The 13522-nt window shown below is 66.8% G+C and carries 3 protein-coding genes, 1 tRNA gene and 2 rRNA genes; 5 read left to right on the top strand and 1 reads right to left on the bottom strand.

Annotated features, from left to right (window positions below):
• The first annotated feature begins 286 nt into the window (after positions 1 to 286).
• The 4 genes from ACX25U_RS09685 (at position 287) to ACX25U_RS09670 (ending at position 4542) form a co-directional block, all read left to right on the top strand.
• Positions 287 to 3408 (top strand): 23S ribosomal RNA (locus tag ACX25U_RS09685).
• A 105-nt stretch (positions 3409 to 3513) separates the two neighbouring features.
• Positions 3514 to 3630, top strand: a 5S ribosomal RNA gene (gene rrf / locus ACX25U_RS09680).
• Positions 3631 to 3744: 114 nt separating this feature from the next.
• Entirely contained in the window at positions 3745 to 4425 is a 681-nt protein-coding gene (locus ACX25U_RS09675; protein ID WP_454394182.1) for a DegT/DnrJ/EryC1/StrS family aminotransferase, read from the top strand.
• A 41-nt stretch (positions 4426 to 4466) separates the two neighbouring features.
• Positions 4467 to 4542 (top strand) — tRNA-Thr (locus ACX25U_RS09670).
• Positions 4543 to 4595: 53 nt separating this feature from the next.
• Here ACX25U_RS09670 and ACX25U_RS09665 read toward each other — a convergent pair.
• Positions 4596 to 7349: a SpoIIE family protein phosphatase gene (locus ACX25U_RS09665; RefSeq protein ID WP_454390601.1), complete on the bottom strand. Its 2754-nt coding sequence runs from the start codon at positions 7347 to 7349 to the stop codon at positions 4596 to 4598.
• Positions 7350 to 7723: 374 nt separating this feature from the next.
• Here ACX25U_RS09665 and ACX25U_RS09660 point away from each other — a divergent pair, with 374 nt between their 5' ends.
• Positions 7724 to 13234: a HAMP domain-containing protein gene (locus tag ACX25U_RS09660; RefSeq protein WP_454390599.1), complete on the top strand. Its 5511-nt coding sequence runs from the start codon at positions 7724 to 7726 to the stop codon at positions 13232 to 13234.
• Positions 13235 to 13522: the final 288 nt, after the last annotated feature.

Below are 13522 nucleotides of genomic sequence, written 5' to 3'. Positions count from 1 at the left end.
CCGGGCTTGCCCGGCCGGGGGCCAGTACACCGGCGAGTGCCCGGTGCTGGTTGCTCATGGGTGGAACGTTGATTATTCGGTACGGTCCAGGACGGACCAGGCGCTAGTACTGCCCTTCGGGGCGTGGAACGCTGGCCTGGTCGGCCGGTCGTGCCGGGCACGCTGTTGGGTGTCTGAGGGAATGACCTTTCCTCGGCCGCCGGCCCCAGTGAACTCCGGATGTTGTCCGGGGGTGATGGGTGGCTGGTCGTTGTTTGAGAACTGCACAGTGGACGCGAGCATCTGTGGCCAAGTTTTTAAGGGCGCACGGTGGATGCCTTGGCACCAGGAACCGATGAAGGACGCGGGAGGCCGCGATAGTCCCCGGGGAGCCGTCAACCAGGCTGTGATCCGGGGGTTTCCGAATGGGGAAACCCGGCAGTCGTCATGGGCTGTCACCCGCTGCTGAACACATAGGCAGTGCGGAGGGAACGCGGGGAAGTGAAACATCTCAGTACCCGCAGGAAGAGAAAACAACCGTGATTCCGGGAGTAGTGGCGAGCGAAACCGGATGAGGCCAAACCGTATGCGTGTGAGACCCGGCAGGGGTTGCGCATGCGGGGTTGTGGGATCTCTTTGCTGTTGTCTGCCGGCAACAGGACGAGTCAGAAACCGTTGGCGTAGGCGAAGGACATGCGAAAGGTCCGGCGCAGAGGGTAAGACCCCCGTAGCCGAAACGTCAGCGGCTCGTCGAAGAGACACCCAAGTAGCACGGGGCCCGAGAAATCCCGTGTGAATCCGGCGGGACCACCCGCCAAGCCTAAATATTCCCTGGTGACCGATAGCGGATAGTACCGTGAGGGAATGGTGAAAAGTACCCCGGGAGGGGAGTGAAATAGTACCTGAAACCGTGTGCCTACAAGCCGTGGGAGCGTCGGAACGAGGCTTGCCTCGTTCTCGTGACTGCGTGCCTTTTGAAGAATGAGCCTGCGAGTTTGCGGTGTGTTGCGAGGTTAACCCGGGTGGGGTAGCCGTAGCGAAAGCGAGTCCGAACAGGGCGGTTGAGTAGCACGCTCAAGACCCGAAGCGGAGTGATCTAGCCATGGGCAGGTTGAAGCGGAGGTAAGACTTCGTGGAGGACCGAACCCACCAGGGTTGAAAACCTGGGGGATGACCTGTGGTTAGGGGTGAAAGGCCAATCAAACTCCGTGATAGCTGGTTCTCCCCGAAATGCATTTAGGTGCAGCGTCGTGTGTTTCTTGCCGGAGGTAGAGCACTGGATAGGCGATGGGCCCTACCGGGTTACTGACCTTAGCCAAACTCCGAATGCCGGCAAGTGAGAGCGCGGCAGTGAGACCGTGGGGGATAAGCTCCATGGTCGAGAGGGAAACAGCCCAGAGCATCGACTAAGGCCCCCAAGCGTACGCTAAGTGGGAAAGGATGTGGAGTCGCTCAGACAACCAGGAGGTTGGCTTAGAAGCAGCCACCCTTGAAAGAGTGCGTAATAGCTCACTGGTCTAGTGATTCCGCGCCGACAATGTAGCGGGGCTCAAGCGTACCGCCGAAGTCGTGTCATTGCAGCATAACGGCCAACGCCGGCTGTGATGGGTAGGGGAGCGTCGTCTGCCGGGTGAAGCGGCACCGGAAGGTAGTCGTGGACGGTTGACGAGTGAGAATGCAGGCATGAGTAGCGATACACACGTGGGAAACGTGTGCGCCGATTGACCAAGGGTTCCTGGGTCAAGCTGATCTGCCCAGGGTAAGTCGGGACCTAAGGCGAGGCCGACAGGCGTAGTCGATGGACAACCGGTTGATATTCCGGTACCCGCTGTGAAGCGTCAAACATCGAGCATCGTGATGCTAAGGCCGTGAAGCCGCCCTGATCTCTTCGGAGTTGAGGGGAGTGGTGGAGCCGCCGGACCAAGCGGTCAGTAGGTGAGTGATGGGGTGACGCAGGAAGGTAGTCCAGCCCGGGCGGTGGTTGTCCCGGGGTAAGGGTGTAGGACGCCAGGCAGGCAAATCCGCCTGGCATGCAGTCCGAGACCCGATGCCGAGCCGATTGCGGCGAAGTGGATGATCCTATGCTGTCGAGAAAAGCCTCTAGCGAGTTTCATGGCGGCCCGTACCCTAAACCGACTCAGGTGGTCAGGTAGAGAATACCGAGGCGTTCGGGTGAACTATGGTTAAGGAACTCGGCAAAATGCCCCCGTAACTTCGGGAGAAGGGGGGCCGCGCCCGGTGACGAGTCTTGCACTCCGAGCTGGGGGTGGCCGCAGAGACCAGCGAGAAGCGACTGTTTACTAAAAACACAGGTCCGTGCGAAGCCGTAAGGCGAGGTATACGGACTGACGCCTGCCCGGTGCTGGAACGTTAAGGGGACCGGTTAGCTCACCTTCGGGTGGGCGAGGCTGAGAACTTAAGCGCCAGTAAACGGCGGTGGTAACTATAACCATCCTAAGGTAGCGAAATTCCTTGTCGGGTAAGTTCCGACCTGCACGAATGGCGTAACGACTTCTCGACTGTCTCAACCATAGGCCCGGTGAAATTGCACTACGAGTAAAGATGCTCGTTTCGCGCAGCAGGACGGAAAGACCCCGGGACCTTTACTACAGTTTGATATTGGTGTTCGGTTCGGCTTGTGTAGGATAGCTGGGAGACTGTGAAAGCCGCACGCCAGTGCGGTGGGAGTCGTCGTTGAAATACCAGTCTGGTCGTGCTGGATGTCTAACCTGGGTCCGTGATCCGGATCAGGGACAGTGTCTGATGGGTAGTTTAACTGGGGCGGTTGCCTCCTAAAGGGTAACGGAGGCGCCCAAAGGTTCCCTCAGCCTGGTTGGCAATCAGGTGGTGAGTGTAAGTGCACAAGGGAGCTTGACTGTGAGACCGACGGGTCGAGCAGGGACGAAAGTCGGGACTAGTGATCCGGCGGTGGCTTGTGGAAGCGCCGTCGCTCAACGGATAAAAGGTACCCCGGGGATAACAGGCTGATCTTCCCCAAGAGTCCATATCGACGGGATGGTTTGGCACCTCGATGTCGGCTCGTCGCATCCTGGGGCTGGAGTCGGTCCCAAGGGTTGGGCTGTTCGCCCATTAAAGCGGTACGCGAGCTGGGTTTAGAACGTCGTGAGACAGTTCGGTCCCTATCCGCTGTGCGCGCAGGAGTCTTGAGAAGGGCTGTCCCTAGTACGAGAGGACCGGGACGGACGAACCTCTGGTGTGCCAGTTGTTCTGCCAAGGGCATGGCTGGTTGGCTACGTTCGGGAGGGATAACCGCTGAAAGCATCTAAGCGGGAAGCCTGCTTCGAGATGAGGACTCCCACCCACTTGATGGGGTAAGGCTCCCAGTAGACGACTGGGTTGATAGGCCGGATCTGGAAGCGCCGCAAGGCGTGGAGGTGACCGGTACTAATAGGCCGAGGGCTTGTCCCCAGTTGCTCGCGTCCACTGTGTCAGTTCTGAGGCAACGAACAGTTGCCGGCTTTGAGTAGAACAGACAATTGAAGAGTGTGCTTGTTCGCTCGAAACCATTAGGGTTTCGGTGGTCATAGCGTGAGGGAAACGCCCGGTCACATTCCGAACCCGGAAGCTAAGCCTCACAGCGCCGATGGTACTGCAGGGGGGACCCTGTGGGAGAGTAGGACACCGCCGAACAATTTTTCAGAGGGTTGGACCCTGAACTTCGGTTCCGGGTCCAACCCTTTTTTGTTTGCCGTCACTTGACGTTCACATTGCCCAACCAGCATCCGCCTCATGGGTATTGCTGCACTGCTCAGGGCCGCCGGCGTCGGAGCCGGTGACGAGGTCGTCGTGTCGGCGTTCGGTAATGCGGAGGTCGCCGAGGCCGTGGCCCAGGTGGCTGCGCCGCCGGTGTTCGCCGACATAGATCCGGTGACGTACTGCCTCGACCCGTTCGCCGTCGAGGCCGCCGTAACTCCCCGTACGGCGGCCGTCGTTGCCGTACACCGCTTCGGCCGGCCGGCCGACATGGAGCGGCTGCACGAGGTCGGCCGGCGGCACGGGCTGCTGGTGCTGGAGCAGGGCGAGTCGGAGGCGCCGTACGACGAGATGGTGCAGCGCAGGGAGCGTGCCGCCTATCTGGACGCGAAGCTGCGGGGCGTACGGACGCCGGACGGGGGCGACGGACACACCTATCAGCAGTACGTGGTGCGCGTCCCCGGGAACGGCCGGCCGGACCGGGACGCCTTCGCACGAGCCGTACAGGCCAAGGGGGTTGCCTGCCGAGTGCCCGTCAAGACGCCCCTGCACCGGCTGTCCGAGTTCCGCCGGCGCGTGTCCCTGCCGGAGACCGAGCGGGCCGCCGAGGAGACGCTCGCGCTGCCGGTGCACGCCTCGTTGACGCGGCGGGACATGCAGCGGATCGTTTCGGCGTGCAATGCGCTGGGTGGCCCGATCATGGTTGGGAGCACGGTTCTGTTCGGGGTATGATCTATTCCGTTGCCGCGGGGGAAACCCCGAACAGGCGACCGGCCCCTATAGCTCAGTCGGCAGAGCGTCTCCATGGTAAGGAGAAGGTCAACGGTTCGATTCCGTTTGGGGGCTCCAGCAAAAAGGCCCTCGCCCCACCCGGGCGAGGGCCTTTCGCATGCCTTACCGCCCTACTTGTGCAGGCCCGGGACGCGCATGGCGAGAATCGCCATGTCGTCGGACGGGGCGTCCGAGGCGAAGCGCTCCACCGCGCGCATGATGCGGGCCGCCACCGCGCCGGCCGTCAGGCCCGTGCAGGTGGTGAGGACGTCCGCGAGACCGTCGTCGCCCAGCATGCGCGTGCCCTCGCGGCGTTCGGTGACACCGTCCGTGACGCACAGCAGGACGTCGCCGGGATCCAGCGTGACCGTCTGCTCGTACAGCTCCAGGTCCTCCATGACGCCGAGGAGCGGCTGGGGCTCGGCGGCCGGCTCGACCGTGCCGTCCTGACGCAGGCGCAGCGGCAGCGGGTGGCCGGCGCAGACGACCTTCAGCTGGGCGCTGCCGTCCTCCTGCGGCCACAGCTCGCCGTACAGGAGCGTGAGGAAGCGGCTGCGGGCGCCCTCGTCGAGGATGGCGGAGTTCAGGCGCTCCAGTACCGCGGGGCCGCCGAAGCCCTCGCGGGCCAGCAGCCTGAGCGCGTGCCGGGCCAGGCCCGTCACCGCGGCCGCCTCCGGACCCGTACCGCAGACGTCGCCGATGGCGAAGCCGTAGGCGCCGTCCCGGATCGGGAAGAGGTCGTAGAAGTCGCCGCCGACCTCGTTGCCCTCGCCGGCCGCGCGGTAGATGACCTCGACCTCGACGCCCTCGACGTGGGGGAGCCCCGGCGGCAGGAGGCTGCGCTGGAGGGACTGGCTGATGGCCGTGCGCTCCGAGTACAGGCGGGCGTTGTCCAGGGCGAGGGCGGCGCGGCGGCTCAGGTCCTCGGCCAGCTCCAGGATCTCCTGGCGGAAGTGCTCGTCGGAGGGCTTGCCGAGCGTGAGCATGCCGATGACGCGGTTGCGGGCGACCAGCGGCAGGACGACCGTCTCGCCGCCGACCGCGGAGGCCGTGGCCAGCGTCGGTCCGATGGTCGTACCGATCCGGTGGTGCGAGTCGCCCAGGCTGAGGCTGCGCATGGAGGTGCGCAGGGCTGCCTGGTGGGCGGCCTCGCCGGGCGCATTCCACACACGGGCGCCGGGGGTGGGTACCGGGTCCGGCGGCGGAACCTTGGACAGGAGCGACTTGATGCCGTCGATCAGTTCCTCGTCCTCGTGCAGGACGTAGGACAGGTAGGGCTCGGAGGCCTGGTCGGCGATCGTGTAGACGGCGCACCAGGTGGCCAGGGTGGGGACCGTCATCTGGGCCATCAGGGCGAGGGTCTGGTCCCGGTCCAGGGTGCCGGCCAGCAGGTCGGAGGCCTCGACGAGGAAGCTGAGGGAGCCGCGGCGCAGCCGTTCCAGCTCGCCCAGGCGGGCCGACTCGACGGCCAGGGCGATGCGGTCGGCGGCGAACTGCAGGCGCAGTGCCTCTTCGTTGGAGTATCTGCCGGGTGCCTCCGCGGCGACGCCGAGGGAGCCGGTGAGGCGGCCTTCGACCTTCAGCGGGACCGTGACGACCGAGCGCATGCCGGTGCTGTTGAGGAGGGGTACGGCGCCGGGGACGGCGGTGAGGTCGTCGTGGACGGCCGGCATGCGGGCCGAGCCGTAGCGGCCGGGGCCGGCCTCGACGGGGACGCGGGCGAAGCGCTGGCGGGCGGAGGGCAGGCCGGTGGAGGCGCGGACCTCCAACTCCGTTTCGTCGTCGGTGGCGAGGAGGAGGAAGGCGGCGTCGCCGTCGAGCATGTCGCGGGCGCGCTCGACCGTGCGCTGCAGCAGCCCGTCGAGGTCGTCGGGGGCGGGGGAGCCGATGAAGACTTCGAAGGGGTCGGTGCCCGATCCCTCGGGGGCGCTGCCTCCGTCGGTGGTCGCCGTCGGGCGCAACGGCGTCTGCAGTACGGCTCGTTCGTGGTTCCGGACGAGCAGGCAGACCGTGGAGGGCTCGCCGCCCGTGTCGCGTACGCGGAGGTGGGAGGCGTAGACGGGGATGACGCGGCCGTGGGCGCCGCGGATGCCGTAGCTGCCTTCCCAGCGGGAGAGCTGGAGCGCTTCGGCGACGCCCGTGCTGATGCCGGGAGTGTGCGGCCAGGCCGCGAGGTCGGTGAGCGGCTTGCCGGTGACCTGCTCGGCGGCGTAGCCGAAGAGTTCATCGGCGTCCTCGTTCCAGGCGGTGATGGAGCCGTCGCGGTCGATCTGGATGACGGCCACGCGGACCCGGCCGTCGGCGAGCGGGAGGAGGTCTGCGGGCAGGGACGGGCCGGCGGCGCGGGTGCCGACCGGACGCTCGGGCAGGTCCAGTTGGAACCAGACCTTCTTGTGCGTGGGCGTGTACTCCACGCCCCAGCGGCCGGCCAGGGCCGCGCACAGCTGCAGGCCGCGGCCGCCCTCGCGGTCGGGGCTGCCCATGTTGACCGCGGAGCTCTGGACGGGGATCTCCCGCTCCGGATAGCGGTCGGACACCTCGATCCGGATCCCGTCGTCACTGCGCAGGCACAGCACGTCGGCGGCCGTGCCCGCGTGGACGACCGCGTTGGTGACCAGCTCGCTGGTGAGGACCACGGCGTCGTCGACGATGTCGCCGAAGCCCCAGCCCTGGAGGGTGTCGCGGACGAAGGACCGGGCGGTCGCGACCGATCGCCCCTGGGGCTCGAAGCTGGCGGCCGCGCGCGCGGTGATCACAGAACTCCTCGTCCGGTTGTCGACGTGCAGACCCAGGTGGCCGACGAGCTCGCGCCGCTGCTCCGGCAGTTGCGGGCCCTTCGGCCGTGGTTCCGGGGACTGTCCCCCAGGGATCACTCCGGTGGTCATGTGTGCGGCCGCCCTCCATGCCCGCTCGTTCCCGTGCCACCGCCCAGGCCGGACGGACCGGCGTGGCTGGACAGCCCCATGCAAGGTTACTTACCTTCGCGGTCCATGCGGATGCCGGTCGGCAGTGATTCCGCCCGGAGGGTGTGCGGAGGGTTGCGAAGCTGCCGAACTGTTATGGCCTGGTTCGGCAGGAGTGAAACACTGGGCAGGCTTCTGGTGAAGGTCGGAGCAGGCTGAGTGTGTTCTCTGCACCTGGGGCAGCAGCCCCTGGTGTGGCCTGATTACATCGGGCGTACATACGCAGCAGTAACCGGTACGCCGAACAGCGGTACCGGGACACAGCAGCAACGGTCGACCCCTGCGGGAGGGACACAGTGGAGTCTGGCGCAGCGACGCGGGGCACGAAGACGCGCGCGAAAGGCGGACAGTCCCTGAATAACCAGCGCAAAACGCGCAAGGGTACGACAGAGGTGGACACGGCCTCCCTGAACCGGCTGCTGGCCGCTCTGGTGTCGATGCGCGACGGCAATTTCCGCAAGCGGCTCACGGTGTCCGGGGACGGCGTGATGTCGGAGATCGCGGCGGTCTTCAACGAGGTCGCCGACCGCAACCTGCATCTGACGGGCGAGCTGTCGCGCGTGCGGCGCATGGTGGGGCGTGAGGGAAAGCTCACCGAGCGGCTGGAGACGGGCGCCTGCGAAGGCTCCTGGGCGAGTGCGATCGACAACTCCAACGCGCTCGTCGACGATCTCGTACGACCCGTCTCCGAGGTCGGCCGGGTACTCTCCGCGGTCGCCGAGGGCGATCTGTCGCCGCGCATGGAGCTGCGTACACAGGTGCCGGAGGGGGCCGGGCAGCCGCTGCGCGGCGAGTTCCTGAAGGTCGGGCGGACGGTCAACAACCTGGTCGACCAGCTGTCGACGTTCACCGACGAGGTCACGCGTGTGGCCAGCGAGGTGGGCACCGAGGGCAAGCTGGGCGGTCAGGCGCGGGTGCGGGGTCTGTCCGGTTCGTGGAAGGACCTCACCGACTCCGTCAACACGATGGCGTCCCGGCTGACCGCGCAGGTGCGGGACATCGCGCTGGTCACCACGGCGGTGGCCAAGGGTGACCTGTCCCGGAAGGTCACCGTGCATGTCGCCGGCGAGATGCTGGAGCTGAAGAACACCGTCAACACGATGGTCGACCAGCTCTCGGCCTTCTCCTCCGAGGTGACGCGGGTCGCCCGTGAGGTGGGCACGGACGGCATCCTCGGCGGTCAGGCGCATGTGCCCGGGGTCGACGGCACGTGGAAGGAACTCACCGACTCGGTGAACCTGATGGCCGGCAATCTGACGGCCCAGGTGCGCGGGATCGCGCAGGTCACCACCGCCGTCGCCAACGGCGACCTGTCGCAGAAGGTGACCGTGCCCGCGCGCGGCGAGGTCGCGCAGCTCGCCGAGACGATCAACCAGATGACCGAGACGCTGCGGATCTTCGCGGACGAGGTCACGCGCGTGGCCAACGAGGTCGGCGCCGAGGGCCGCCTGGGCGGTCAGGCGAACGTGCCGGGCGTGGCCGGTACCTGGAAGGACCTCACCGACTCCGTCAACACGGTGTTCCGCAACCTCACCACACAGGTGAGGGACATCGCCGCCGTGACGACGGCCGTGGCCAACGGTGATCTGTCGCAGAAGGTCACCGTCGACGTGGCCGGCGAGATGCTGGAGCTGAAGAACACCGTCAACGGCATGGTGGACCAGCTGTCGTCGTTCGGTGCCGAGGTCACGCGGGTGGCGCGGGAGATCGGCGTCGAGGGCGAGCTGGGCGGTCAGGCGCAGGTGGCGGGTGCGGCCGGTACCTGGAAGGACCTCACCGACTCCGTCAACACCGCGTTCCGCAACCTCACCGGGCAGGTGAGGAACATCGCCCAGGTGACGACGGCCGTGGCCAACGGCGACCTGTCGCAGAAGGTCACCGTCGACGTCTCCGGCGAGATGCTCAAGCTGAAGAACACCGTCAACACGATGGTGGACCAGCTGTCCGCCTTCGCCGACCAGGTCACCCGGATGGCCCGGGACGTGGGCACGGAGGGCCGCCTGGGCGGCCAGGCCGTGGTGCCGGGCGTGTCCGGTACGTGGAAGGAGCTCACCGACTCCGTCAACTTCATGGCCGGCAACCTCACCTCCCAGGTGCGGCAGATCGCCCAGGTGACGACGGCCGTGGCCCGCGGTGACCTCTCGCAGAAGATCGACGTCGACGCGCGCGGGGAGATTCTGGAGCTGAAGAACACCATCAACACGATGGTGGACCAGCTGTCCGCCTTCGCCGACCAGGTCACCCGGGTCGCCCGTGAGGTGGGCACGGAGGGCCGCCTGGGCGGCCAGGCGCAGGTGCCCGGGGTCGCCGGCGTGTGGCGGGACCTCACGGACTCCGTGAACGGCATGGCGGGCAATCTCACCGCCCAGGTGCGCAACATCGCCCAGGTCGCCACCGCCGTGGCCCGCGGTGACCTCTCCCAGAAGATCACCGTGGACGCGCGTGGGGAGATCCTGGAGCTGAAGAACACCCTGAACACGATGGTCGACCAGCTCTCCTCGTTCGCCCAGGAGGTCACGCGTGTGGCCCGCGAGGTGGGCACCGAGGGCATCCTCGGCGGTCAGGCCGAGGTCCAGGGCGTCTCCGGCACCTGGAAGGACCTCACGCAGTCCGTGAACTTCATGGCGAACAACCTGACCATCCAGGTCCGCAACATCGCCGAGGTCACGACCGCCGTCGCCAAGGGCGACCTGTCAAAGAAGATCACCGTCGACGCCAAGGGCGAGATCCTCGAACTCGTCACCACCGTCAACACGATGGTCGACCAGCTCTCCTCGTTCGCCGAGCAGGTCACGCGTGTGGCCCGCGAGGTGGGCACCGAGGGCATCCTCGGCGGTCAGGCTCACGTGCCGGGCGTCGTGGGCATCTGGAAGGACCTCAGTGACAACGTCAACCTGATGGCGAAGAACCTCACCGTGCAGGTGCGGAACATCTCCCAGGTGGCCGCCGCCGTCGCCAACGGCGACCTGACGCGGACGGTGACGATCGAGGCGCGCGGTGAGGTCGCGCAGCTCGCCGAGACCTTCAACACCATGGTGAAGACGCTGAGTTCGTTCGCGGATCAGGTCACCAAGGTGGCCCGCGAGGTGGGCACGGACGGCATCCTCGGCGGCCAGGCGCACGTACCGGGCGTGGCGGGCACCTGGAAGGACCTCACCGAGTCGGTGAACCAGATGGCGTCCAACCTGACCGGCCAGGTGCGCAACATCGCCATGGTCACCACCGCCATCGCCAAGGGTGACCTGACGAAGAAGATCGACATCGACGCGCGCGGGGAGATCCTCGAGCTGAAGACGACCATCAACACGATGGTCGACCAGCTGTCGAGCTTCGCCGAGGAGGTCACCCGGGTCGCCCGTGAGGTGGGCACCGAGGGCCAGCTCGGCGGTCAGGCACGCGTGCGTGACGTCGACGGCACCTGGCGGGACCTGACCGAGTCCGTGAACGAGATGGCCGGGAACCTGACCCGGCAGGTGCGCGCCATCGCGCGCGTGGCGACCGCCGTGACCCGCGGCGACCTGAACCTGAAGGTCGACGTCGACGCGTCCGGCGAGATCCAGGAACTGCAGGACACGGTCAACAAGATGATCGCCAACCTGCGCGACACCACGATCGCCAACAAGGAGCAGGACTGGCTCAAGGGCAACCTGGCCCGGATCTCCGCGTTGATGCAGGGCCGCCGCGACCTCCAGGACGTGGCCTCGCTGATCATGAGCGAGCTGACGCCGGTGGTCTCCGCGCAGCACGGCGCGTTCTTCGTCGCGATGCCGCTGGTCGACGACACGGACCTCGGCGGCGAGGACGAGGACGCGTACGAGCTGCGGATGCTGGGCTCCTACGGCTACTCGATGGGCTCCATGCCGACGTCGTTCCAGCCGGGTGAGGCGCTGATCGGGACGGCCGCGCAGGAGAGGCGCACCATCCTCGTGGAGGACGCGCCCAGCGGCTATCTGAAGATCTCCTCCGGGCTCGGCGAGGCGCCGCCCGCGCAGGTGATCGTGTTGCCGGTGCTGTTCGAGGGCACGGTGCTCGGCGTCATCGAGCTGGCCTCCTTCACGCCGTTCACGCACATTCAGAAGGACTTCCTGAACCAGATCGCGGAGATGATCGCCACCAGCGTCAACACCATCTCCGTCAACACCAAGACCGAGCAGCTGCTGAAGCAGTCCCAGGAGCTGACCGAGCAACTGCGCCTGAGGTCGGAGGAGTTGGAGCAGCGGCAGAAGGCCCTGCAGTCGTCCAACGCCGAACTGGAGGAGAAGGCCGAGCTGCTGGCCCAGCAGAACCGCGACATCGAGGCGAAGAACTCCGAGATCGAGGAGGCCCGGCAGGTCCTGGAGGAGCGCGCCGAGCAGCTCGCCGTCTCCATGCGCTACCGCAGCGAGTTCCTGGCCAACATGTCGCACGAGCTGCGTACGCCGCTCAACTCCCTGCTGATCCTGGCCAAGCTGCTCGCCGACAACGCCGAGGGCAACCTCTCCCCGAAGCAGGTGGAGTTCGCCGAGACCATCCACGGCGCGGGCTCCGACCTGCTCCAGCTGATCAACGACATCCTGGACCTGTCGAAGGTCGAGGCGGGCAAGATGGACGTCTCCCCGACGCGCATCGCGCTCGTCCAGCTCATCGACTACGTCGAGGCCACCTTCCGCCCGCTGACCGCGGAGAAGGGCCTCGATCTGTCGGTGCGGGTGTCGCCGGAGCTGCCCGCCACCCTGCACACCGACGAGCAGCGGCTGCTGCAAGTGCTGCGCAACCTGCTGTCCAACGCGGTGAAGTTCACCGACTCCGGGTCGGTGGAGCTCGTCATCCGTCCCGCGCGGGACGACGTTCCGCAGACCATCCGGGAGCAGCTGCTGGAAGCCGGCTCGCTGACCGACCCGGACGCGCCGGTGATCGCGTTCTCCGTCACCGACACCGGCATCGGCATCGCGGCCAGCAAGATGCGGGTGATCTTCGAGGCGTTCAAGCAGGCCGACGGCACCACCAGCCGCAAGTACGGCGGTACGGGCCTCGGGCTGTCCATCTCGCGGGAGATCGCGCAGCTGCTCGGCGGCGAGATCCACGCACAGAGCGAGCCGGGCCGCGGTTCGACGTTCACGCTGTACCTGCCGCTGCACCCGGGCGACCTGCCGCCGCAGGGCTACCAGCAGCCCGGCTCCGTCCTGGACGTCGACGAACTGGTCGCCGCGCCTGAGCCGGACCCGTCCGAGCAGGCCGCCGAGCAGGTCGAGAAGCCGGCGGAGGTGAAGTCGTACCGGGATACGCAGAACGGCCCCGCCGCGCTCTTCCGGCGCCGTCGCAAGGCTCTGCCCGCCGCCGACCAGCGGCCGGCGCAGCAGGGCCGGCCGGGGCAGCCGTCGCAGGAGCAGTGGGTGGCGGGGTCGGCCGCGGAGGCGGACACCGTCTCGCAGGGGGGCCGGGACATCCGGTTCGGCGGTGAGAAAGTGCTCATCGTCGACGACGACATCCGCAACGTGTTCGCCCTGACCAGCGTGCTGGAGCAGCACGGACTGTCCGTGCTGTACGCCGAGAACGGCCGCGAAGGCATCGAGGTCCTGGAGCAGCACGACGACGTGGCGGTCGTACTGATGGACATCATGATGCCCGAGATGGACGGCTATGCGACGACCACGGCGATCCGGCGGATGCCGCAGTTCGCCGGGCTGCCGATCATCGCGCTGACCGCGAAGGCGATGAAGGGCGACCGGGAGAAGGCGATCGAGTCGGGCGCCTCCGACTACGTGACCAAGCCCGTCGACCCCGATCACCTGCTCGCCGTGATGGCACAGTGGATGAGCCGGGAGTGACGACGGATCGGTGACGGGAACCTTCCGGGTACGCGCGGAGTTGTTGACTCAGGGTGCCCGAAGCCGTGTAGAAGTGCGGGATTCGGGGAACCTTCTGGTCTCCCGCTGCGTTTCTGCTACGTACACAGTGACATCACGGTGACAGGGTGTGGCGACGAGCGGGGTGCGGCTACGATGACCGGCACAAGGACGGGCGGCGCAAGGGAGTCGTCCTCCGGGGCGGCACCCGCCGGTGCCTCCCCGATTCCTGCGGACAGGGGCGGCCCCAAGCCGGGGCGAGGAGGGCGG

Source organism: Streptomyces sp. JNUCC 63 (assembly GCF_054366325.1).
This window is presented reverse-complemented; position numbering and strand designations above follow the sequence as displayed.

Coding starts and splice junctions, on each gene's coding strand:
- ACX25U_RS09665 (WP_454390601.1), bottom strand. CDS start 7,349: ATGACCACCGGAGTGATCCCTGGGGGACAGTCCCCGGAACCACGGCCG.